The organism is Mangrovicoccus sp. HB161399, from assembly GCF_013184745.1.
In the GTDB taxonomy this organism is placed as follows: Bacteria; Pseudomonadota; Alphaproteobacteria; order Rhodobacterales; family Rhodobacteraceae; genus Mangrovicoccus.
In genome coordinates this window covers 14,812-37,714 of sequence record NZ_JAATVU010000049.1, presented here as the reverse complement: position 1 = coordinate 37,714, position 22,903 = coordinate 14,812, and the positions used below count along the sequence as shown (strand labels likewise).

The following is a 22,903-nucleotide window of genomic DNA, read 5'->3' as shown; positions in this document are numbered from 1 at the left end:
GCCCATGGGCAGCTACATCCTGCGGCGCCTTGCGCTGATCATCCCGACCCTGATCGGGATCATGCTGATCAATTTCGTGCTGACCCAGTTCGTCCCCGGCGGACCGGTGGAGCAGATCATCGCCCGCATCGAGGGGCAGGGGGACGCCTTCTCGGCGATCTCCGGCTCCGGCGACATGGGCACCCAGATGACGCCGGATGCAGGGGGAGGGGCCGACAAATATCTCGGCGCGCGCGGCCTGCCGCCGGATTTCATCGCGGAGCTCGAAAAGCAGTTCGGCTTCGACAAGCCCGCCTGGCAGCGCTTCCTCACCATGCTTTGGAACTACGCGCATTTCGATTTCGGGCAGAGCTATTTCCGCTCCATCTCGGTGGTCGACCTGGTTCTGGAGAAGATGCCGGTCTCGATCTCGCTCGGGCTCTGGTCGACGCTGATCGCCTACCTGATCTCGATCCCGCTGGGCATCCGCAAGGCGGTGCAGGACGGGTCGCGCTTCGACACCTGGACGAGCGGCGCGATCATCGTCGGCTACGCGATCCCGGGCTTCCTCTTCGCGATCTTGCTGCTCGTCGTCTTCGCGGGCGGCAGCTACCTGCAATGGTTTCCGCTGAGGGGCCTGCATTCCGACGGCTGGGAGCAGCTTAGCTTCCCTGCGCAAGTCGCGGACTATTTCTGGCACATCGCGCTGCCGGTCCTGGCCTCGACCATCGCCTCCTTTGCGACGCTGACGCTGCTGACCAAGAACAGCTTTCTCGACGAGATCAAGAAGCAGTACGTGGTCACCGCCCGCGCCAAGGGCCTGTCGGAAGGCGCGGTTCTCTACGGCCATGTCTTCCGCAATGCGATGCTGATCGTGATCGCGGGCTTTCCGGGGCTCTTCGTCTCGGTCTTCTTCGGCTCGTCGCTGATCATCGAGACGATCTTCTCGCTCGACGGCCTGGGCCGGCTGGGCTACGAGGCGGCGATCAGCCGGGACTATCCGGTGATCTTCGGCACGCTCTACGTCTTCGGCCTGATCGGGCTTCTGGTGGGGCTGCTGTCGGACCTGATGTATGTCTGGATCGACCCGCGGATCGATTTCGAGAGCCGGGAGACCTGAGATGGCCGCCACCGACATGTCCGACGTGACGCCGCCGCGCCAGGGCTGGCTGTCGCCGCTGAACCAACGGCGGCTGCGGAATTTCCGCGCCAATTCCCGCGCCTTCTGGTCGCTGGTGGTCTTCGGCGTGCTGTTCTTCGTCTCGCTCTTCGCGGAGTTCCTCGCCAACGACAAGCCGATCCTCGTGCGCTACCAGGGCGCCTTCTACACGCCGATCTTCAACTTCTACCCCGAGACGCAGTTCGGAGGCGATTTCCGCACGGAAGCCGTCTACCGCGACATCGAGGTGCAGTGCCTGATCGTCTCGGGCGGGTCCGAGGCCTGCTGGGACGACCCCGAGGGGGTGATCGCCGAGGCAAAGGACAGCGGCACGGTCGAGGGCGAGAAGGTGCAGGCGGGCTGGCTGCTGTGGCCGCCGATCCCCTACAGCTACAACACCGTCAACGACATTTCGGGCACGGCGCCCTCAGCGCCGGATGCGCAGCACTGGCTGGGCACCGACGACACCGCGCGCGATGTGCTGGCGCGGGTGATCTACGGCTTCCGGCTGTCGGTGCTCTTCGCGCTTGCCGTGACGTTCCTGACATCGGTGATCGGCATTGCGGCCGGCGCGGTCCAGGGCTTCTTCGGCGGCTGGACCGACCTGATCTTCCAGCGGATGATCGAGATCTGGGGCGCGACCCCGCAGCTCTACATCATCATCATCGTGGCGGCGATCTTCCAGATGAACTTCTGGCTCCTGGTCTTCCTGATGACGCTGTTCGGCTGGACCGCGCTGGTGGGCGTGGTGCGGGCCGAGTTCCTGCGGGCGCGCAACTTCGAATATGTCCGCGCCGCGCGCGCGCTCGGCGTGTCGAACGCGGTGATCATGGTGCGCCACGTCCTGCCGAACGCGATGGTGGCGACGCTGACCATGCTGCCCTTCGTGATCACAAGCACGCTGGGCGGGCTGGCCACGCTCGACTTCCTCGGCTTCGGCCTGCCGTCCTCGGCGCCGTCGCTGGGGGAACTGACGCTGCAGGCCAAGCAGAACCTGCAGGCGCCCTGGCTGGGATTCACCGCCTTCTTCACCTTCGCGATCATGCTGTCGCTGCTCGTCTTCATCTTCGAGGGGGTCCGCGACGCCTTCGATCCGCGGAAGACCTTCGCATGACCGGGGGCGCGCTGAACGGGCGGATGGTGGCGACCGCGGCCTGGTACGGGTCGCTGGCGATCATCGGCGGATGCCTGGCCGTCGCGGTCGAGACGCTGCATGCCGGGATGGAATTCCCGCCGCCGGCCTGGCTCGGCCAGATCATCGCGGCCGGGGCGCTTCTGCTGCCGGTGGGCTGCACCGGGCTGGGGCTGCGGCTCCACCTGCGGCTGGGCCGCCTGCCGGGCCCGGTGGTGCAGACTGCCGTCTGGGCGCTTGCCGCCTGCATTTTCCTCCTGACATGGGTGCTGACCGGGCAATGACGCGCGACACGATCCTGAACGTCCGCGACCTGAAGGTCGCCTTCTCGCAGGACGGCAAGCTGCATGATGCCGTGAAGGGGGTCGCCTTCGATGTCGGCCGCGGCGAGACCGTCGCGCTGGTCGGCGAATCCGGCTCGGGCAAGTCGGTGACGGCGCTCTCGACCGTCTCGCTGCTGGGCGACAACGCGCATGTGTCGGGCTCGATCACCTACAAGGACCGCGAGATGGTCGGAGCGGGCAAGGCCGCCCTGCGCGAGATCCGCGGCAACGACATCAGCTTCATCTTCCAGGAGCCGATGACCTCGCTCAACCCGCTGCACACGCTGGAAAAGCAGATCGGCGAAAGCCTTGCGCTGCACCAGGGGCTGAAGGGAGAGGCGGCGCGGGCGCGCATCCTGGAACTGCTCGACAAGGTGGGGATCGTCGATCCGGCCTCGCGCCTGTCCGCCTATCCGCACCAGCTGTCCGGCGGGCAGCGGCAGCGGGTGATGATCGCCATGGCGCTGGCCAACCGGCCCGAACTGCTGATCGCCGACGAGCCGACCACCGCGCTCGATGTCACCATCCAGGCGCAGATCCTCGACCTCCTGGCCGAGCTGAAGCGCGAGGAGGGGCTGTCGATGCTCTTCATCACCCATGACCTCGGGATCGTGCGCCGCTTCGCCGACCGGGTCTGCGTCATGAAGGACGGCGAGATCGTCGAGACCGGTCCGACGGCCGAAATCTTCGCGGATCCGCAGCATCCCTACACACAGAAGCTGCTGGCCGCCGAGCCGACCGGCGTGCCCGACCCGGTGCCCGCCGGCGCCGAGGAAATCGTCAGCACCGACCACCTGCGCGTCTGGTTCCCGATCACCGCCGGCTTCATGCGCAAGACCGTGGGCCACGTGAAGGCCGTCAATGCCGCCGCGCTGTCGGTGCGCCGCGGCGAGACGGTGGGGATCGTCGGCGAATCCGGATCGGGAAAGACCACGCTGGCGCTGGCGCTGATGCGGCTGGTCAGTTCCGAAGGGCCGATCGTCTTCCAGGGCACCGACATCCAGGGCTGGAAATCGAAGCAGCTGCGTCCCGTCCGGCGCGACATGCAGATCGTCTTCCAGGATCCGTTCGGATCGCTGTCGCCGCGGATGAACATCGGCCAGATCATCGGCGAGGGGCTGGGGGTGCACGGCACGTCGGAGGGCCGCAAGCCGGACGAGGCGGTCGCCGAGATCCTGACCGAGGTCGGGCTGTCTCCGGCGATGATGCACCGCTATCCGCATGAATTCTCCGGCGGGCAGCGCCAGCGCATCGCGATCGCCCGCGCCATGGTGCTGCGTCCGAAGCTGGTCGTGCTGGACGAGCCTACCTCGGCGCTGGACATGACGGTGCAGGTCCAGATCGTCGACCTGCTGCGGCGGCTGCAGGCCAAGTACAGGCTGGGCTACCTGTTCATCAGCCACGACCTGCGGGTCGTGCGCGCGCTGAGCCACAAGGTCATCGTCATGAAGCGCGGCGACATCGTCGAGTCCGGAGAAAGCGCGGCGGTCTTCGACCGGCCCGAAAGCGCCTATACCCGCGAGCTGATGGCCGCGGCCTTCGCGAAAACGGAAACGGCCGCGCCGGAGGTCCTGGCGCAGCCGGTGTGACGGGCATCGGCGCCGCGGTCAGACCGCGGTGCTGTGGCCGGTCTTGCTCATGTCATAGGCATCGAAGGCGCGGGCGACGATCCGTGCCAGCGGACGGCCGTCGCGGGTGATCTCGAACCGGTCGCCCTCTAGCGTGACGAAGCCCTGGAACTGCGCTGCCGCGGCGGCCATCCAGCTGCGCACGGTGTCGGCGCCGGGACCGTCCGGGCAGAGCACCGGAGCGAGATCGAAGGCGAAGTCGCACATCAGCATCTCGATGATCCGGGCGCGCACCTTGTCCTCGCCGGTGAAGGCATGGCCGCGCATCGTCGGCAGCCGCCCCGCGCGCACCAGCGCCGTGTAGTCCGAGGTCGAGGAGGCGTTCTGCGCGTAGCCCTGCGGGAAGCGCGAGATCGACGAGGCGCCGATGCCGATCAGCACCTCGGCCGGGTCCTCGGTATAGCCCTGGAAATTCCGCCGCAGCCGCCCTTCGCGCTGCGCCACGGCCATGCTGTCGAAGGGGCGGGCGAAATGGTCGATGCCGACTTCCATGTAGCCGTCCCAGAGGAACAGCTTGCGCGCGGTCTCGAACAGCTTCAGCCGCTCTTCGGGCGTGGGCAGCAGCGCAGAGGGGATCATCGACTGCCGCCGCGCCATCCACGGCACATGCGCATAGCCGTAGAGCGCGACCCGGTCGGGCGACAGGCTCAGCAGCTTCTGCACGGAATCGGCGATGCGGGCGGGGGTCTGGTCGGGCAGGCCGTAGAGGATGTCGGCATTGAGGCTGCGGACGCCCGCCGCTCGGATAAGCTGGACCGCCTGCTCGGTCACCTCGTAGCTCTGGATCCGGCCGATGGTCTTCTGGATCTCGGGGTCGAAATCCTGGACGCCGATCGAGGCGCGGTTCATCCCGGCTTCGGCCAGCGCATCCATGCGTGCCGCGTCGATCTCGTTGGGGTCGATCTCCACCGAAAATTCGCCGCCCGGCGCCAGCGGGGCCACGGCGCAGATCGCCTGCGACAGGGTGCGGATCATCTCCGCGTCCATCATGGTCGGCGTGCCGCCGCCCCAATGCAGCCGCGACAGGGTCACGCCCTCTGGCAGCATGGCGTCCAACTGGCGGATTTCCGACAGCAGGGTATCCAGATAGGCGCGCACGGTGTCGAGCTTCTGCGTGCCCTGGGTCCGGCAGGCGCAGAACCAGCACAGGTGCCGGCAGAAGGGAACATGCACGTAGAGCGAGATTTCCGAGCCGGGCGCGACGGAACCGATCCACTTCCGGTTCAGCGCCGCATCCACGTTGTTGGAAAATTGCGGCGCAGTCGGATAGCTGGTGTAGCGCGGAACGCGCGCGTCAAATAATCCGAGGCGGGAGAGTTGTGTCATCAGGCTCATTCGAATACGTTTAGCCGGTCCATCACCTCCGACCTTGATCGAGGTCAAATCATGAACACCGCCGTGAAACTGAGCCACAACGACCATGTCCCCGATTGCCGCGACTGCCCGATTCGGCATCGGGCCGTCTGTGCGCGCTGCGAGGCCGAAGAGCTCGAGCGGCTGGAAGAAATCAAGTATTACCGTACCTATCCGGCGGGTCAGACGGTGGTCTGGGCCGGTGACCGGATGGATTTCGTGGCCTCCGTGGTCTCGGGCATCGCGACCCTGTCGCAGACGATGGAGGACGGGCGCACTCAGATGGTGGGCCTGCTGCTGCCGTCGGACTTCATCGGGCGGCCGGGACGCGACGACGCGGCCTATGACGTGACCGCGACGACCGACCTGATCATCTGCTGCTTCCGCAAGCGGCCGTTCGAATCGCTGATGGAGAAGACCCCGCATATCGGCCAGCGCCTGCTGGAGATGACGCTGGACGAGCTCGACGCCGCGCGGGAATGGATGCTGCTGCTCGGCCGCAAGACCGCGCGCGAGAAGATCGCCAGCCTGATCGCGATCATCGCCCGCCGCGACGCCTCGCTGAACCTCAAGGGCAAGGACAAGTCGATGGTCTTCGACCTGCCGCTGACCCGCGAGGCGATGGCCGACTACCTCGGCCTGACGCTGGAAACCGTCAGCCGCCAGATCACCGCGCTGCGCAAGGACGGGGTGATCCAGCTCGAGGGCAAGCGCCACGTCACAATCCCGGATTTCGAGCGGCTGCTCGGCGAAACCGGCGACGACAGCGACGGCGGCTACCTGGTCTGAGCCGCCCGCAGCCCGACTGAACGGACAACGCCCCGGCCGCAAGGACCGGGGCGCTCTTTTTCGGCGAAAGGGGAGGGGCCGCCCCCTGCGGGGCGGTCGTCTTGCCCGGCCCGGGCCCGGAGGCCCGGAGCGGAGGCTGACTGCCTTGCCGCGGCCCGGTTCAGCGGGCCATCAGCACCGGGACCGGCGCCTCGGCCAGCATGTCGCGGGTCGGGCCGCCGAGCACGGCCTCGCGCAGCCGCGAATGGCCGTAGGCACCCATGATGATCAGGTCGGCCTTGCGGTCCTGCTGGTGGCGGATCAGCACGTCGGAGATCCGCGGCATGGTGCGGGCGAGGATCGAGACCTCGGCGCGCACGCCGTGGCGGGCCAGCATCATCGACAGCGCGCCACCCGGATCGGAGCGTTCCGGCCCATGGCGGGGCGGATCGACGATGGCGATGTTGGCCTGGCCGACCATTTCCAGCGCGGGCATCGCGGCGCGCACGGCGGCGATCGCCTCGGGGCCCTGGTTGGTCGCGATCATCGGATCGGCGGGGGCGTCGCCCTCCCAGCCCGGCGGCACGGTCAGCACAGGCGTCGGACCGAGGAACAGCGCGGCTTCGGTGATGGCCTCGTCCTCCGGCCCGCGGATCTCGCCATAGGGCTGCGGCAGGATCACGAGGTCGGCATAGCGCGCGGCCTGCTCGACGGCGGGCCCGATGGCGCCCCACTGGACGATCATCGCCTCGGCCGCCCAGCGGATGTCGCTGTCCTCCAGCCGTGCGGAGACGAAGTCCTTCAGCTTGCGGGCATCTTCCTCTGCCTGGGCGAGCGAGTTCTCGGCGACCAGCGCGGTCGCGCCGGCATAGTAGAAGCCGACCTGGACGCGGTCCACGCCGAGGCACAGCACGTCGAGATGTGCGTCGTAGCGCCGGGCCAGCCTTACCGCATGGTCCAGATGCGCCAGATCGCCCTCCGCAGTGCGCAGGATGCACATGAGGGATTTGTATGTCATGGCCCTTCCTCCTTTCGAGTGAGTACGACCAATGTAGCTGCGTCGCATTGCAGCGCCTTGATCTGAAACAATGGTGTAATCGCGATGTTTTGATACAGATCAATGAGGTGGTAACGTGCTCTCGCCATAGCAGCACGGACGAAAACCCCGCGGAGATTCCGTCTCGACTCTCTCCGCAACTCAACAAGGGACGAAGGGACAAGACATGGTCGATTATCTGAAGCTCATAGCCTTCGGATTGATCGCACTCATCGCGGCCATCGCGGCGAATTACGCCCACGATGTGTCCTACATGGTGCACGCAATCATCATCATGCTCGTGAGCGGGGGGCTGTTCCTCTACACCCTGCGCACGATCGACGAGCCTAAGACGCCCATCGACACCACCGTCTACATGGATGATGTGGTGCGCTACGGCGTAATTGCAACCTGCCTGTGGGGAGTCGTCGGCTTCGCGGCGGGCACGTTCATCGCCTCCCAGCTCGCCTTTCCCGGGCTGAACTTCGAATTTGCGCAGCCCTACATGAATTTCGGGCGCCTGCGTCCGCTGCATACTTCGGCGGTGATTTTCGCCTTCGGCGGCAACGCGCTGATCGCGACCGCCTTCTACGTGGTGCAGCGCACCTCGGCGACCCGCCTCTGGGGCGGCAACCTCGCCTGGTTCGTGTTCTGGGGCTACAACCTCTTCATCGTCCTGGCCGCGACCGGCTACCTGCTGGGCGGCACCCAGTCCAAGGAATACGCCGAGCCGGAATGGTACGTCGACTGGTGGCTGACCATCGTCTGGGTCGCCTTCCTGGCCGTGTTCCTCGGCACGGTCATCAAGCGCAAGGAACCCCACATCTACGTGGCGAACTGGTTCTACCTTGCCTTCATCGTCACCGTAGCGATGCTGCACGTGGTCAACAACATCTCGATCCCGGTCTCGCTCTTCGGCTCCAAGTCGGTGCAGGTCTTCTCGGGCGTGCAGGACGCGATGGTGCAGTGGTGGTACGGCCACAACGCCGTGGGCTTCTTCCTGACCGCGGGCTTCCTGGGCATGATGTACTACTTCATCCCGAAGCAGGCGGAACGCCCGGTCTTCTCCTACAAGCTGTCGATCATCCACTTCTGGGCGCTGATCTTCCTCTACATCTGGGCCGGTCCGCACCACCTGCACTACACCGCGCTGCCTGACTGGGCCGCGACGCTGGGCATGGTGATGTCGGTGATCCTGTGGATGCCCAGCTGGGGCGGCATGATCAACGGCCTGATGACGCTCTCGGGCGCCTGGGACAAGCTGCGCACCGATCCGGTCATCCGGATGATGGTGGTCGCGGTGGGCTTCTACGGCATGTCGACCTTCGAGGGCCCGATGATGTCGATCCGCTCGGTCAACTCGCTGTCGCACTACACCGACTGGACCATCGGCCACGTGCATTCCGGCGCGCTCGGCTGGAACGGCATGATCACCTTCGGCGCGCTTTACTACCTGACGCCCGCGCTTTGGCAGAAGAAGAAGCTGTATTCGCTGCCCATGGTCTCCTGGCACTTCTGGCTCGCCACCATCGGCATCGTGCTCTACGCCGCCTCGATGTGGGTGACCGGCATCATGGAAGGCCTGATGTGGCGCGAAGTCGACGCCAACGGCTTCCTCGTGAACTCCTTCGCCGACACCGTGGCGGCCAAGTTCCCGATGTATGTCGTGCGCGCGCTCGGCGGGGTGATGTACGTCACCGGCGCGATCATCATGTGCGTCAACCTCTACCTGACAGCCACCCGCGGCGAAGCGAAGGAAGACGCGCCTTCCGCCGCCCCGGCTGCGCAGCCCGCGGAATAAGGACCGAAGAGAATGGGTATTCTTGACAAGCACAAGGTCCTCGAGACCAACGCCACCCTTCTGCTGGTCTGCTCCTTCCTGGTCGTGACCATCGGCGGGATCGTCGAGATCGCGCCGCTGTTCTGGCTGCAGAACACCATCGAGGACGTGGAGGGCGTGCGCCCCTACTCCCCGCTGGAGCTGACCGGGCGGGACATCTACATCCGCGAGGGCTGCTATGTCTGCCACAGCCAGATGATCCGCCCGATGCGCGACGAGGTGGAGCGCTACGGCCACTACTCGCTGGCGGCGGAGTCGCAGTACGACCATCCGTTCCAGTGGGGCTCTAAGCGGACCGGGCCGGACCTGGCCCGCGTCGGCGGCCGCTATTCGGACGCCTGGCATGTCGCGCACCTGACCAACCCGCAGTCTGTGGTCCCGGAATCGATCATGCCGAAATACGGCTTCCTGACCGAGACCCTGGTCACGCCGGAGATGATCGAGGCCAAGATGGAGACCCACCGCATGGTCGGCGTCCCCTACACGGACGAGATGATCGAGAACGCCGAGGCCGACTTCATGGCGCAGGCGGATCCCGACAGCGACTACGAGGGGATGCTGGAACGCTATCACGGGGCGCAGGTGCGCAACTTCGACAGCCAGCCGGGCATCTCCGAAATGGACGCGCTGATCTCGTACCTGCAGATGCTGGGCACGCTGGTCGATTTCTCGACCTTCACGCCCGACGCAAGCCGCTGAGGAGGGAACCATGGAACAGCTCTTCCGCGAGTTCATGGACCATTTCACCCTGGTCTATCTCTTCACGATCTTCACCGGCATCTGCATCTGGGTGATCTTCGGCAAGTCCAAGTCCTACCGCGACAGCGCCGAGATCATCTTCCGCCATGACGACAAGCCCGCCCAGGACGACGCGGGTCAGGAGGCCCGGACATGAGCAACCATTCCGACAAGACCCACCAGGGCGATGTCCCGACGACGGGCCATTCCTGGGACGGGATCGAGGAATACGACAACCCGATGCCGCGCTGGTGGCTGATCGTGTTCTACATCTGCATCGGCTGGGGCCTGGTCTACTCGATCCTGATGCCGTCCTGGCCCGGCTTCTCCGGCGCCTGGCCGGGGCTGCTCGGCTGGTCGACCCGCGGCCAGGTGGCCGAGGAGATCGCCCAGATGCAGGAGGCCAATGCCGCGATCGACGCGCAGCTGGCCGCGGCCGACCTGACCGCGATCGGCGACGATCCCGAGCTGAACCAGTATGCCGTCAATGCCGGCGCCGCGGTGTTCCGCACCTGGTGCGCGCAGTGCCACGGCTCGGGCGCGGCGGGGGCCACCGGCTTCCCGAACCTGCTGGACGACGACTGGCTCTGGGGCGGCGACATCGAGGCGATCCACTACACCGTCACCCACGGCATCCGGAACGAGACCGACCCGGACGCCCGGTTCAGCCAGATGCCGGCCTTCGGCGAGATGCTGGCCCCGGGCGAGATCGCCTCGCTGGCCAACTACGTCATGTCGCTTTCGGGCGAGCCGCAGGATGCCTCGCTGGTCGACCAGGGCGCGCAGCTCTTCGAGGACAACTGCGTCGCCTGCCACATGGAAGGCGGCGTGGGCAACCGCGAATTCGGCGCACCCAACCTGTCGGATGCAATCTGGCTCTACGGCGGCGACTATGACACCATCGTCGAGTCGATCACCAAGGCCCGCTTCGGCGTCATGCCGAACTGGAATGCGCGCCTCACCGACGCCCAGATCAATGCCGTGGCCACCTATGTCCACGGACTCGGCGGCGGCGAGTAAGCAAATTCTGCCCTGCGATCGGTGGCCGCGGTCTTCCGCGGCCCCATTTGTGTTTGAGAGGTAGTCCCCTATGGTTTCGGGACGCGGAGGTTATTGAAATGACGACCTATGTTCTTGTCGGATACGCATTCGACAATACTTCCAGCCTGCGTCCGGGCGACGACGGCTATGAATATGTCCCGTTGGAGCTGCGCATCGTCCTGCCGGACGGCATCTCGATCGTGCAGGGCGATCCCTCGCCGCTGGAGCAGAGTCCGGGACTGAACGCCCTGACGTTCAGCGACGGCACCGGGGACGCGGTCAGCCCCTATGCCTTCGAGCTCGACGGGCTGGAGCTGACCACGGACGATGCGGCCTGGACCGGCATCGTCTTCCGCTACATCGATACCGGCGGCAGCGGCGAATATGACGGCATGCTGGGCCTGTCCTTCCTGTCCGACGACTATGTCTCCGGGCCGGTCCCGCTGTTCAATGTCACCGGGCTGGACGTCAGCAGCTATGCGAAGCTGGTGGAGTTCTTCGAGCTGACCACCGCAGAGGACAGCAGCTACGCGCTGCAGGTGGCACCGCAGGAAGCGGCGGTTTTCGACCTTCTGGACGTGCCGGGCGTGATGATCACCGAGGATGACGTGATCGTCGGGACCGCGGCGTCGGAAACGTTCTATTCCGGCATCGGCAACGACACCGTGACGGCCAAGTTCGGCGCCGACTGGGTCTATGGCGGCACCGGAAACGACTGGCTGGCCGGGAAGGCCGGGCGCGACCACATCTTCGGCGGCAAGGGCCATGACCGGCTGTTCGGCGGCATGGGCGACGACACGCTGAACGGCGGGCGCGGCGAGGACAAGCTGTTCGGCGGCTTCGGACGCGACGTGCTGGACGGCGCGCTCGGCGACGACGAACTGGAAGGCGGCGGCGGGGCCGACGAGTTCCGCTTCGGCGTCGGCTACGGCGACGACGTCGTGACCGATTTCGGCACCGGGGCGGACGAGCTGGTGTTCGATCCCGCGCTGTGGTCCGGCGAGCTCACTGCCGACGAGGTGGTCGATGCCTTCGCCGAGGTCGAGGGAAGCGACCTGGTGTTCCGCTTCGACGGGGGCGAGTCGCTGACGCTGCTCGGCTACACCGATGTCGCGGCCATCGCCGACGACATCTCCTTCGCGTGATCCGGACGGGCGGCGGCCGCTAGCCCAGCGACTTGCCGCCGCCCTTCCTGCGCGCGCTGGCCGCGTCCTTGCGGCGGACCCATTCCGCCAGCGCCAGCCAGCTTCCGAGATAGAACAGCCCGAAGCCCAGCACCGCCCAGCCCGGCGCCGGTCCGATCGCGGCGCGGCCGATCACGTCGCCGATGCCGCGCGCGGGAACCGGATGGACGGTCAGCTTGCCCAGATAGGCGAGATACTGGATCGACAGGATCCACAGGTAGTTGCGCCGGATCCGGCGGCCCATCGCGCGGGACATGCTGACATGGTATTCCGGCCGCCAATAATCCTTGGCCAGGGTCTTCTGCCAGTTCTCCTCGGTATGCAGGTCGCCGTCATCCAGCATCGGCGCGTAGAAATGCGTCTCCATCCAGCGCGCCCGCGCCCGCCAGACGTTGAAATAGCGGTAGCGCCGCGCCTCCAGCACCATGAAGAGCCCGATCAGCACGCCCACCAGCAGCAGCGGCAGCTCCGACGCGCCCGGCGAGGAGAAGGCAATCGACAGCGCCACGCCCAGCGTCACCACCGACCAGTTGGTCGTCGTGTCGAGCCGCGTCCGCCAGATCGTGCTGCGGTAGACTTCGCCGCGGTAGAGATGCGCGATCGCGCCGATCTCCGCCTGGGTGAATTCCCTCTTCGCGGATGTCGCCACCCGCGGCTCTGCCTGGCCCATCTGTCCTCCCCTTCCGCAGCCTGCCGAATCTATGCCCGGTCATTCCGACTATCTGCCGGAAGCATGTGCAGGCCCAGCATGGATCGCCGGATTGACCTGTGTCAAAGCCGGGGGGGCGAGTCGCGCGTAGAACCGGGGGCAAGGACCGACCGGTGCTGAACCTCGTTCGGATCCTCTCAACATCGGCACCCCTTCCTGTTCGCGCGTTTCCTTGGGGGGTGCCGATGTTTTTTTGTTCGGAATCGAGGGATTTGCGACGATTAGGCTATGATTGATCCACGTCAAGTCCCTAGCCAATCGCGCATGGCAGATACACGAATAAGACAAGTGCAGTCGAATCGGAATATGTCATGAGCGCGAGCGAGCAGCCCCCCTCCCTTTATGCCAGCCGCGAGCCGATCTTCCCCAAGCGCATCTCGGGGAACTACCGCCGGCTCAAATGGATCATCATGATCGTCACGCTGGGCATCTACTACGTGACGCCCTGGATCCGCTGGGACCGCGGCGCCAAGCTGCCCGACCAGGCGGTGCTGATCGATCTCGCCAACCGCCGCTTCTTCTTCTTCTGGATCGAGATCTGGCCGCATGAATTCTACTTCGTCGCGGGCCTCTTGATCATGGCCGGTCTCGGCCTCTTCCTGTTCACCTCGGCCCTGGGCCGGGTCTGGTGCGGCTATACCTGCCCCCAGACCGTCTGGGTCGATCTCTTCATCCTGGTGGAGCGCTGGATCGAGGGCGACCGCAACAACCGCATCCGCCTGCTGCGGCAGAAATGGGACGCGCACAAGGCGCGGCTCAGGATCACCAAATGGGCGGTCTGGTTCGCCATCGCCGTCGCCACCGGCGGTGCCTGGGTGTTCTATTTCGCCGATGCGCCGACGCTGCTGCATGACCTCGTGACCTTCCAGGCGCCGCTCGTGGCCTACACGACCGTCGGGCTGCTGACGGCCACGACCTTCATCTTCGGCGGCTTCATGCGCGAACAGGTCTGCATCTACATGTGCCCCTGGCCGCGCATCCAGGCGGCGATGATGGACGAGGACACGATCACCATCGCCTACCGCTCCTGGCGGGGCGAACCGCGCGGCAAGCACCGCCGCAAGCATGTCGAGGTGGCCGAGACGACCCGCACCGCCGATGCGATCAGCCAGCGCGAGGCGCCGAAGGACGCGCCCTCCCTGGGCGACTGCATCGACTGCAACGCCTGCGTGAACGTCTGTCCGATGGGGATCGACATCCGCGACGGCCAGCAGCTGGAATGCATAACCTGCGGCCTGTGCATCGACGCCTGCAACGAGATCATGGACAAGATCGGCAAGCCGCGCGGGCTGATCGACTACATGGCGCTGACCGACGAGGAGCACGAGAAGTCGGGCAAGACCCCGATCCCGGTGCTCAAGCATGTCCTGCGGCCGCGCACGATCCTCTATACCGTGCTCTGGGGCGGGGTCGGCGTCGGCCTGGTGGCCGCGCTCTTCATGCGCGAGGACATATCGGTCACCGTCGCGCCGATCCGCAACCCGGTCTACATCACCCTTTCGGACGGCACGATCCGCAACACCTATGACGTGCGGCTGCGCAACAAGCACGGCGAGGACCGGCCCTACCTGATCACGGTGGAATCGGACGAGCCCTTCGCCGTCGATCTCGAAGGTTCCGACACCCAGACGGTGATGGTGCCAGCGGATTCGACGATGCTGCAGCGGGTCTATATCATGGCGGCGCCGGGCTCCGAGGCGGCGGCCGCGAACCGGACCGACCTGTGGATCCATGTCGAGGACACGGTGAGCAAGGAAGCGACCGAGAAGGATACCGTGTTCAACGGCAAGGGGACGAAGTGATGGGCGAACTGACCGGCTTCAAGGTTCTGATGATCGCGGTGGCCTCCTTCGGGATCGTCATCGCGGTGAACGTGGTCATGGCCTGGCAGGCGGTGGCGACCTTCCCGGGGATCGAGACCGCCAGCAGCTACCAGGCAAGCCAGGAATTCGACGTCCACAAGTCGGCGCAGCTGGCGCTGGGATGGACCGTGGATGCCCGCTATGCCGACAAGGTGCTGGAAATCGAGATCACCGGGCCGGATGGCGGTCCCGCGGAGATTTCCTCGATGGCCGCGCTGGTCGGCTGGGCGACCTCGACCCGGGACGACGTGACCCCGGAATTCACCCGCAACGGCGCGGTCTATGCGACGCCGCTGGACCTTCCGGACGGCAACTGGAACATCCGGCTGAAGGCGGTGGCCGCGGACGGCACGGAATTCAGCCGCCGCATCCCGTTCCCGATCCGGAACGGGCAAGGCTGAGCCATGGCGCTGGCGGACACTTCCGAGCTGCCCGGCGCCGTTGCCTGCCCGGCCTGCGTCGCCACCGATCCGGCCGAAACCGTCGCGCAGATCCGCGCGGCGCGGTCGGAGAAGCTGATGCTGTCGGTGCCCGGGATCGCCGATGCCGATGCGATGCTGGCGGCCGAGCGCGCGCTGCGCGGCGTCGAGGGCGTGCGCGAGGCGCGGGTCAACATGACGCTGAAGCGCGCCTCGGTCACGGCCGGGGCGGGGGTGACGCCCGAGGCGCTGGTCTCGGCGCTGGAGGCCGCGGGCTTCGAGGCGCACGAGCTCGATGCCGGAACGCTGGCCGCGACCCAGACCGACCGCGCCGGGCGCGAGCTGCTGATGCGCCTGGGCGTGGCGGGCTTCGCGGCGATGAACGTGATGCTGCTGTCGGTCTCGGTCTGGGCCGGGGCAGAGGGCGCGACCCGCGACATGTTCCACTGGATCAGCGCCTTCATCGCCCTGCCGACCGTCGCCTTCGCCGGCCAGCCCTTCTACCGCAACGCCTTCGCCGCGCTGCGCCGGGGCGCGCTCAACATGGACGTGCCGATCACGCTTGCCATCGTGCTGACCATCGTCACGTCGCTCTACGAGACCATCCAGTCCGGGGCGCATGCCTATTTCGACGCGACGCTGATGCTCTGCTTCTTCCTGCTGGCCGGGCGCTATCTCGACCACCGGACGCGTGCCGTCGCGCGCTCCGCCGCCGAGGAGCTGGCCGCGCTTGAAGTGGCCCGCGCCACCCGCATCCGGGGCGGCATCGAGGAAACCGTTCCGCAAGCCGAGCTGGTCGCGGGCGATCTGATCCGGGTCCGCCCGGGCGGCCGCATCCCGGTGGACGGCGAGGTGACCGAGGGCATGTCGGAGCTCGACCGCGCGCTGCTGACCGGCGAGACCCTGCCGGTGCAGGCGCGGCCCGGCATGGCGGTTTCGGCGGGTGAGGTGAACCTGACCGGGCCGCTGCTGCTGCGCGCGACCGCCGTGGGGGCGGATACCTCGCTGCATGCGCTGACCGACCTGGTGGCGATCGCCGAAAGCGGCCGGTCGCAATATTCCTCGCTGGCCGACAAGGCGGCGAAGCTCTACGCGCCCGGCGTGCACATCCTGTCCGCGCTGGCCTTCCTCGGCTGGTTCGCAGGCACCGGCGACCTGCGCGTGGCGCTGAACATCGCGGCGGCGGTGCTGATCATCACCTGTCCCTGCGCGCTCGGCCTCGCCGTGCCGGCGGTGACCACGGCGGCCTCTGGGCGGCTGTTCCGCCGCGGGCTGCTAATCAAGGACGCGACCGCGCTGGAGCGGTTGGCAGAGACCGACACGGCGGTCTTCGACAAGACCGGCACGCTGACCCTCGGCCAGCCCGAAGCGGTCGATTTCGCCGCTCTGGCGCCGGAATGGCAGCGGCTGGCGGCAGGGATCGCCGCCGGCTCTGCCCATCCGCTGGCGCAGGCGGTCCTGCGGGCTGCCGGGGACATCGATGCGGCCGGCGTGGCGGAGCTGCGCGAAGTGCCGGGCTACGGCATAGAGGGCCGCGCGGACGGCGCGCTGCTGCGTATGGGTCGGCTCGACTGGGTCGGCGGCACGGGCGCGGCGGTGCAGGGCACGGCCACCTGGCTGCGCCTGGGCGACGGGTCGCCGGTGGCGATCCGCTTCCGCGACCGGCTGCGGCCGGGGGCACGCGAGGCGGTCGAGGGGCTGAAGGCGCAGGGGCTTCAGGTGCACCTGCTCTCGGGCGATGCGGAACCGGCGGTGCGCGCGCTGGCCGAGGAGCTGGGCATTTCCGAATGGCGCGCGGGAATCCTGCCGGCCGAGAAGGCGGGCTACGTGCAGGATCTGGCCGCGAAAGGCGCCAAGGTGCTGATGGCCGGGGACGGGCTGAACGACACGGCGGCGCTGGCCTCGGCGCATGCCTCGCTCTCGCCGGCCTCGGCGCTGGAAGCGGCGCGGGTCGCCTCCGACATGGTTCTGCTCCATGCCGACCTGTCGGCGATCCCCGAGGCGCGGGCGACGGCGCGCAGGGCGGTGCGCCGCATCCGGGAAAACTTCCGCATCGCGACGGTCTACAACGTCCTGGCCGTGCCGCTGGCGGTGGCCGGGCTCTGCTCGCCGCTGATCGCGGCCGCGGCCATGTCGGCGAGTTCGATCACGGTCTCGCTGAATGCATTGAGAGTGAGATAGATGGAAATCCTGGCTATCCTGATCCCGGCTTCGCTGCTTCTCGGCGGCGTGGGCCTGATCGCCTTCCTGTGGTCGCTGCGGGCGAACCAGTACGAGGACCCCGAGGGCGATGCCCGCCGCATCCTCTCGGGCGAGTACGACGACAAGCCCAAGCAGGACTGAGCCGCGCGGCTCAGGCGGGTTCCGAGATCTCGATCAGGTTGCCGTCGGGATCGCGCAGGTAGACCGAGCGGATCGGTCCGGTCGCGCCGGTGCGCATCACCGGGCCTTCCTCGATTGCGGCGCCGGCATCGCCGAGGCGGCGCATCACCTCCTCGAGCGGGCAATCCGCCAGGAAGCACAGGTCGAGCGCGCCGGGCTGCGGGATCCGCGCCTTGGGATCGAATTCCCGGTCCTTCACATGCAGGTTGATCTTCTGGTCGCCGAAGCGGAAGGCGCGGCGCCCCGCGCCGAAGGTTTCCAGCGCCATGCCCAGAACGCGGGTATAGAACTCTATGCAGGCCGCCTCGTCCGCGGTGGTCAGCACCAGATGGTCGAGCGACCTGATCATGCCGCCGGGCGCGCGAGCGTGCCGATCACCGCGTAGTCGCGGTAGAGCGGCCGGACGTCTGTCTCGAGCCCGTGCTCCGCGGCGAGGCGCTCGAACGCCTCCGCCATGCCCGCGCGCGGGGCGACATGGAATTTCGACAGCCACAGGTGCATGCCCTTGCCGAACCAGCGGGGCAGGCCGCTCTGCAGGCCGAAATCGACCATGTGGATCCGTCCGCCCGGCGCCAGCATCGGCACGGCATGCGCCAGCGCGCCCTGCCAGTCGGGGATCATCGACAGGCAGTAGCTGAACACGATCCGGTCGAACTGCGCCTGGCCGAGCGTCATCCCGGGATCGAAGCTGCAGGCATCCGCCTTGGCCAGCTTGATCCGCCAGCGCATCGCCGAGCGGGCGCTGTTCTTCGAGGCCTGGCGCAGCATCTTGTGGGAGATGTCGACGCCGAAGAGCTGGGCGTCGCGGTAGCGGTTGCCGATGCGGATCAGGTTGCGCCCGGTGCCGCAGGCGATCTCCAGCACCGTGCCGTCGCCTTCCACGTCCAGCTCGTCGATCAGCCGGTCGCGGCCCAGCAGGTAGTATTTCCGCGTCAGGTCGTAGATCGCTGCCTGGTGCCGGTAGACCCGGTCCATCAGGTCGCCATGATCGTGATCAGCCTGCATGCCGCGCCCTATCCCTGGAACGTGTACTTGTGGAAGCCGCCGTAGATGGCGGACCGGTCCTTCTGCCAGAATAGGTGGCCCTCCTCGGGGATCGAGACCCAGCGTCCGAGGGTCGCAGGGTCCACGCGGCCGGGCAGGATATCGGGGGCGCCGCCGGTGCGGAAGATCACGCGCGCCCCGGGCCGGGCGGTGCGGGTGATCTGGCTCCAGAGCGCATCGAGCTGTCCGTCGGTCATCCAGTCCTGCGCATCGAGCAGCACATAGGCGTCCTGGCTGGCATCGGGCTTTTCCGCCAGCATGTCGGTCAGGTTGCGGTTCGCCACCTCGGCGCGCGGCGCGGCAGCGCGCACTGCCTCCCAGTTCTCCGCCGCCAGGTAGGGCGGGACCGGGCCGGTTCCGTCCGGCTTGTAGCCGCGGTTGAAGGCGGCCCAGGCGAAGTAGTTCTCGGAGATCGGGAAATCGCACATCAGCTTGCGGGTGCGCTCGCGCAGCACCGGGACGATGTCGCCGCCGCCGTCGGCCGCGAGCTTGTCGAACTGCGCGGGCGGGATGCCGAGCCCGAAGAGCGAGGCCTTGCGCCGCGCCAGGAAGCGGACGCCGCGGGTCTCGAACAAGGGTGCTACCTCGGCCTCGAAGAAGTCGCGCTGCTCCTCCAGCGTCCGCGCGGCCAGAAGCGGGCGGAAATCGACCTTGCCGAGCCCGGCGACCAGATGCGCGGCGGCGATGAAGCGGCCGAGCACGCCGTAGCGGTAGAAGCCGTTCTCGAACATCTCGATGCGGCGGCGCATCCGGCCCTGGCGGGCCTCCCAGAAGGCGCGGCTTTCCGCGTCGAGCGCGGGCGCGACGAACTGGTCGTAGAGCGCGGCATTTCCCTTGCGGTCGGCATGGCCGAAGAAATCGTAGAACGTGGCGTGGCTGGGCAGGGCCTGGACCGCCGCGAGCTTCAGCCGGTTCAGCGCGACATGCGCCGGGCTGAGATCGACAGCGGTGACGCCCGCCAGCCCGGCGGAGAGATAGCTCATCATGTTGCAGCCGCCCGAGGCGATGCAGACCAGCCGGTCGGAGGGCCGGAGCTGCAGCGCCGCCATGTCGACGACCGGGTCCTCCCAGATCTGGGCATAGACCAGCCCGGTGAAGAGGTTGGAGAAGACCCGCTCCAGCGCGCCGGTGGCCGAAAGCGCCGGTTTCTGGTGGACGGCGCCGCCGAGCTGCTGGCGCGCGATGCTCTGATCTGTCATGTCGATGCCCCGGTGCCGCCTCAGGAGGCGAGCTTTGCCTTCTTGGATTTCTTCTTCTTCTTGCCCTTGCGCTGCTCGTCCCGCTCCTCGCGGGCGCGCTCGCGCACGGCGCCTGCCCAGTCGACCAGGCGCAGGCTGCCGTCGTGATCCTCGATGATTCCCGTGCAGCTTTCCACCCAGTCGCCGCAGTTCGCGTAGAGCACTTCCCCGAGCCGGGAGAGCTCCGCCTTGTGGATATGGCCGCAGACGATGCCGTCGAACCCGCCGCGGCGGGCCTCGTCGGCCAGAACCTTCTCGAATTCGCCGATGAAGTTCACCGCGCGCTTTACGGTCTGCTTGGCCCAGTTGGACAGCGACCAGTACTGCCCGCCCCAGAGGCGGCGGACGCGGTTGTACCAGGTATTGGCCAGCAGGATGAGGTTGTAGGCCCAGTCGCCGATATGGGCCAGCCACTTGGCGTTCATCACCACCACGTCGTACTTGTCGCCGTGGACGACCAGCAGGCGGCGGCCGTCGGCGGTGACATGGGTGTCCTCGTCGCGCACGTCGATGCCGCCGAAATGCGTGCCGAGATAACGCCGCATCACTTCGTCATGGTTGCCCGGGATGTAGATGATCGGCACGCCCTGGTGGGCGCGGGCGAGAAGCGCCTCGATCACGTTGTTATGGGCCTGCGGCCAGTGCCAGCCGCGGCGCAGCCGCCAGCCGTCGAAGATGTCGCCGACCAGGTAGATCTGCTCGGCCTGCACATGGCGCAGGAAGTCGAGGAACATCTCGGCCTGGCAGCCGCGCGTGCCCAGATGGATGTCGGACACGAACAGCGTTCGGCAGCGGGCGGGCAAGCCGGGGAGGGGGGCGGCACAGGTCATCTTGGCCGTCCCTAGACACCTTTTCCGTGACAGGTGAATGACAGGACAGGGGGAGCGGCAAGCTGCCGCCGGCCGGCAGCGCTGTCGTCTCTGCGGGGCATGGGCCTCCTCAGCTCTCCGGGCGTCCGCTCAGGCGGATCCGCTCGATCAGGTGGAACCGGTCCTCCTCGTCGGCACCGGCAAGGCACAGGGTGTCAAGCCGGAAGGGCGAGGGCAACAGCGGCTCCAGCGCCGGCTCCAGCGCCGCGCGGATTTCCGCCTGCCGCGCCGCGTCGCGGATCCGGCCGGTCAGCGTCATGTGGAAGCGGAACTCGTCCATCACGTAGGGATAGCCCCAGCGCGCCAGGTTCCCTTCCTGTGCCGGGCTCAGGCCGCCGCTGCGGCGGCGGGCCTGCTCGGCTTCCGAGGCGGGGGCGCGGAAGCTGTCGAGATCGCGCACTGCGGCGCCGGCCAGGGTCGACAGCGCCCGGATGTCGCCGTCGGGGACGAGGGCGAGGAAGCCGCCCAGGCTGGCCAGCGACAGGCCGGACAGGTCCAGCGGCTGCTGGCGCGCGCAGAAATCGCGGAAGGCGATCGAAAGCTCGGCCGCGCTGCGGCCCTCTGCGAGGCGGAAGGGCGGCTTGATCGTGGCGTGGAAGCCGTATTTGCGCGGCGTGGCGGTTAGCGCGGCACGGTCGATCCCGGGGTCGACCCCGGCGGGCGGTTCGGTGCTGCAGCCGCGGACGGGATCCCAGCCCAGCCAGGCGGCACCGAACTCCGCCAGCGCGCCCTCGGGCGGCAGGTAATACACGGCATAGCGAAGGAAGTCGCTCATCTTTGTCCTCGTCACTCGGTAATCTACGCCGCCGCGGAGATGCGCGGGACGGGGCGGCCACGGCCGGTCCGGACCTGCGGCAGACATCGGGGCGGACAGCTGGCTGCGGTTTCTGGCTGACATGCCCACCGGGAAAAGGTAGGTGCGCGCCCCGGGCATCACAATCGCTCAGATGCCGCAATGCGCGTCAAACAGCGCAACTGTTTCCGAAATCACCCTGCTGCGCAGCTCGGGCCGCTCCATCAGCACCTCGTGCTCCGCGCCGCCCAGTTCGGTCAGCGCGGCCGAGGGCCAGCGCGCGGCCATGCGCCGGATCCGGTCGGACGAGACGATGCGCTCGCGGCTGCCGACGAAGACCCGGACCGGCAGCCGCGGCAGCGCGGTGCGGTTGATGGCCTCGCAGGCCTTCAGCGCCTCGGCAAACCAGCGCAGGGTCGGCCCTGCCAGGGCGAGTTCGGGATGGCGCTGCAGGTGGCCGCGGAACCAGCGGAAGGTCGCGGGATCGCTGGTCAGCAGGTTGTCCGCCGGATCGGCGCCGAGAATGTAGGATTTCCGGGTCGTGCCCGGCACCACCGCGCGCCACAGGCCCAGCGGTTCGGCGAGGGCGGGAATGATCCGCGCGGCCGGCCGCAGCACCGCGGCCATCGCCACCTGCCACATCGGCGCGGAGAAGGCGGCGGCGCGCACCTCCAGCCCGGCTTCCAGCGCCTGCAGCGCGATCGCCCCGCCCATGGAATGCGACAGGAGGAACCAGGGTTTCGGCAGGTCGGCCTCGCCGGCATGGGCGAGATAGGCCGCGACGTCCTGCTGGTAGTCGGAGAAGCGGTCGACATGGCCGAGCCGCGGATCGGGCAGCAGCCGGTCCGCCAATCCCTGGCCGCGCCAGTCGATCGCGGCGAAGCCGTAGTCCGCCGCAAGGAAGTCGCGGGCGGTGGGGCCGTATTTCTCGACATATTCGGTCCGGCCGGGGAAGCACAGGATCGTGCCCTTGGGGCCGCGGCCGAATTCGGCGATGCGGATCCGCACGCCGTCCGGGGTCCGCCGCCAGACCGCATGCGTCCCCTCGGGGGCGCCGCTGTCCTCGGCGAAGAAGGGTGCCATGCCGGTTCCGGCCATGCCCCCTCCGTCCCGCATCAGGACAGGGCCGCGCCGAGCTTCATGGCGGCGCCCATGTCTCCGTCGATCTTCAGCCGGCCGGACATGAAGGCGCTGGACGGGTCGAGCGCGCCGTCCAGCATCGCCTCGAAGGTCTCGCGGTCGGCCGAGAGGGTCACGTCGGTGTCGTCGTCGCTTTCGCGCACGCCCGCGCCGTCTGCGACGATGCTGCCCTCGCCGACGATGTGGAACTTTGCCGAGCCGTCGAAACCGTCGCCCAGCTTGGCCCGCAGGGCCTCGACGGCCGCGTCGATCACATTGCTCATATC

24 protein-coding genes are annotated in these 22,903 nt (G+C 67.6%); 14 read left to right on the top strand and 10 right to left on the bottom strand.

Annotated elements, in window-relative coordinates; all coding sequences use genetic code 11:
* Positions 1-4: 4 nt before the first annotated feature.
* Genes HCC78_RS22275 through HCC78_RS22260 form a run of 4 tightly spaced genes read left to right on the top strand, consistent with a single transcriptional unit; the run spans position 5 to position 4,182 of the window.
* Positions 5-1,099, top strand: a complete 1,095-nt coding sequence (locus HCC78_RS22275; RefSeq protein ID WP_172330997.1) for a microcin C ABC transporter permease YejB — start codon at positions 5-7, stop codon at positions 1,097-1,099.
* A gap of 1 nt (position 1,100) precedes the next feature.
* On the top strand, positions 1,101-2,252 hold the full coding sequence (locus HCC78_RS22270; RefSeq protein ID WP_253949304.1) for an ABC transporter permease: 1,152 nt from the start codon (positions 1,101-1,103) through the stop codon (positions 2,250-2,252).
* Entirely contained in the window at positions 2,249-2,554 is a 306-nt protein-coding gene (locus tag HCC78_RS22265; protein ID WP_172330996.1) for a hypothetical protein, read from the top strand. The genes HCC78_RS22270 and HCC78_RS22265 overlap by 4 nt, the downstream gene beginning before the upstream one ends.
* Entirely contained in the window at positions 2,551-4,182 is a 1,632-nt protein-coding gene (locus tag HCC78_RS22260; protein ID WP_172330995.1) for an ABC transporter ATP-binding protein, read from the top strand. The genes HCC78_RS22265 and HCC78_RS22260 overlap by 4 nt, the downstream gene beginning before the upstream one ends.
* 18 nt (positions 4,183-4,200) lie before the next feature.
* On the opposite strand, the gene hemN is transcribed toward HCC78_RS22260, so the two are convergent.
* On the bottom strand, positions 4,201-5,556 hold the full coding sequence (gene hemN, locus HCC78_RS22255) for an oxygen-independent coproporphyrinogen III oxidase (RefSeq protein WP_172330994.1): 1,356 nt from the start codon (positions 5,554-5,556) through the stop codon (positions 4,201-4,203).
* A 51-nt stretch (positions 5,557-5,607) separates the two neighbouring features.
* Between hemN and fnrL the strand changes: the two genes are divergently transcribed.
* Positions 5,608-6,363: a transcriptional regulator FnrL gene (fnrL, locus tag HCC78_RS22250; protein ID WP_172330993.1), complete on the top strand. Its 756-nt coding sequence runs from the start codon at positions 5,608-5,610 to the stop codon at positions 6,361-6,363.
* Between the two features lie 160 nt (positions 6,364-6,523).
* Here fnrL and HCC78_RS22245 read toward each other — a convergent pair whose 3' ends face one another.
* Positions 6,524-7,360: a universal stress protein gene (locus HCC78_RS22245; RefSeq protein WP_172330992.1), complete on the bottom strand. Its 837-nt coding sequence runs from the start codon at positions 7,358-7,360 to the stop codon at positions 6,524-6,526.
* Between the two features lie 205 nt (positions 7,361-7,565).
* On the opposite strand from HCC78_RS22245, the gene ccoN reads away from it, so the two are divergent.
* From ccoN to HCC78_RS22220, 5 genes are all read left to right on the top strand, one after another.
* A complete protein-coding gene (gene ccoN, locus HCC78_RS22240; RefSeq protein WP_172330991.1) occupies positions 7,566-9,179 on the top strand; it encodes a cytochrome-c oxidase, cbb3-type subunit I in 1,614 nt (537 codons plus the stop codon).
* Positions 9,180-9,191: 12 nt separating this feature from the next.
* Complete coding sequence (ccoO, locus tag HCC78_RS22235) at positions 9,192-9,917, top strand: cytochrome-c oxidase, cbb3-type subunit II (RefSeq protein WP_172330990.1); 726 nt, start codon at positions 9,192-9,194, stop codon at positions 9,915-9,917.
* A gap of 10 nt (positions 9,918-9,927) precedes the next feature.
* Positions 9,928-10,113, top strand: a complete 186-nt coding sequence (locus tag HCC78_RS22230; protein ID WP_172330989.1) for a cbb3-type cytochrome c oxidase subunit 3 — start codon at positions 9,928-9,930, stop codon at positions 10,111-10,113.
* Positions 10,110-10,976: a cytochrome-c oxidase, cbb3-type subunit III gene (gene ccoP, locus HCC78_RS22225; RefSeq protein WP_172330988.1), complete on the top strand. Its 867-nt coding sequence runs from the start codon at positions 10,110-10,112 to the stop codon at positions 10,974-10,976. The genes HCC78_RS22230 and ccoP overlap by 4 nt, the downstream gene beginning before the upstream one ends.
* A 98-nt stretch (positions 10,977-11,074) precedes the next feature.
* Entirely contained in the window at positions 11,075-12,142 is a 1,068-nt protein-coding gene (locus tag HCC78_RS22220; protein ID WP_172330987.1) for a calcium-binding protein, read from the top strand.
* A gap of 19 nt (positions 12,143-12,161) precedes the next feature.
* Here HCC78_RS22220 and HCC78_RS22215 read toward each other — a convergent pair whose 3' ends face one another.
* Positions 12,162-12,851, bottom strand: a complete 690-nt coding sequence (locus HCC78_RS22215; RefSeq protein ID WP_172330986.1) for a DUF2270 domain-containing protein — start codon at positions 12,849-12,851, stop codon at positions 12,162-12,164.
* A gap of 350 nt (positions 12,852-13,201) precedes the next feature.
* On the opposite strand from HCC78_RS22215, the gene ccoG reads away from it, so the two are divergent.
* From ccoG to ccoS, 4 genes are read left to right on the top strand one after another with little or no spacing between them, the layout of a single operon-like run.
* Positions 13,202-14,692, top strand: a complete 1,491-nt coding sequence (ccoG, locus tag HCC78_RS22210; protein ID WP_172330985.1) for a cytochrome c oxidase accessory protein CcoG — start codon at positions 13,202-13,204, stop codon at positions 14,690-14,692.
* Positions 14,692-15,153, top strand: a complete 462-nt coding sequence (locus HCC78_RS22205) for a FixH family protein (RefSeq protein ID WP_216671261.1) — start codon at positions 14,692-14,694, stop codon at positions 15,151-15,153. Before ccoG ends, HCC78_RS22205 begins: the two co-directional genes overlap by 1 nt.
* A gap of 3 nt (positions 15,154-15,156) precedes the next feature.
* Positions 15,157-17,352, top strand: coding sequence for a heavy metal translocating P-type ATPase (locus HCC78_RS22200; RefSeq protein ID WP_172330983.1), 2,196 nt, complete (start codon positions 15,157-15,159; stop codon positions 17,350-17,352).
* Positions 17,353-17,514 (top strand): cbb3-type cytochrome oxidase assembly protein CcoS, encoded by a 162-nt coding sequence (gene ccoS, locus HCC78_RS22195; protein WP_172330982.1) that lies wholly within the window; start codon positions 17,353-17,355, stop codon positions 17,512-17,514. It abuts the gene before it with no gap.
* A gap of 10 nt (positions 17,515-17,524) precedes the next feature.
* On the opposite strand, the gene HCC78_RS22190 is transcribed toward ccoS, so the two are convergent.
* The 7 genes from HCC78_RS22190 to HCC78_RS22160 form a co-directional block, all read right to left on the bottom strand.
* Positions 17,525-17,902, bottom strand: coding sequence for a VOC family protein (locus tag HCC78_RS22190; protein WP_172330981.1), 378 nt, complete (start codon positions 17,900-17,902; stop codon positions 17,525-17,527).
* Complete coding sequence (locus tag HCC78_RS22185; RefSeq protein ID WP_172330980.1) at positions 17,899-18,558, bottom strand: class I SAM-dependent methyltransferase; 660 nt, start codon at positions 18,556-18,558, stop codon at positions 17,899-17,901. The genes HCC78_RS22190 and HCC78_RS22185 overlap by 4 nt, the downstream gene beginning before the upstream one ends.
* Positions 18,559-18,566: 8 nt before the next feature.
* Positions 18,567-19,796 (bottom strand): DUF3419 family protein, encoded by a 1,230-nt coding sequence (locus tag HCC78_RS22180; protein ID WP_172330979.1) that lies wholly within the window; start codon positions 19,794-19,796, stop codon positions 18,567-18,569.
* Positions 19,797-19,816: 20 nt separating this feature from the next.
* A complete protein-coding gene (locus tag HCC78_RS22175) occupies positions 19,817-20,611 on the bottom strand; it encodes a UDP-2,3-diacylglucosamine diphosphatase (protein WP_371743905.1) in 795 nt (264 codons plus the stop codon).
* 163 nt (positions 20,612-20,774) lie between these two features.
* Positions 20,775-21,479, bottom strand: a complete 705-nt coding sequence (locus HCC78_RS22170; RefSeq protein WP_172330977.1) for a DUF1045 domain-containing protein — start codon at positions 21,477-21,479, stop codon at positions 20,775-20,777.
* Positions 21,480-21,647: 168 nt separating this feature from the next.
* Positions 21,648-22,595: an alpha/beta fold hydrolase gene (locus HCC78_RS22165; RefSeq protein ID WP_253949303.1), complete on the bottom strand. Its 948-nt coding sequence runs from the start codon at positions 22,593-22,595 to the stop codon at positions 21,648-21,650.
* 17 nt (positions 22,596-22,612) lie between these two features.
* Complete coding sequence (locus HCC78_RS22160) at positions 22,613-22,900, bottom strand: SCP2 sterol-binding domain-containing protein (protein WP_172330976.1); 288 nt, start codon at positions 22,898-22,900, stop codon at positions 22,613-22,615.
* Positions 22,901-22,903 lie beyond the last annotated feature (3 nt).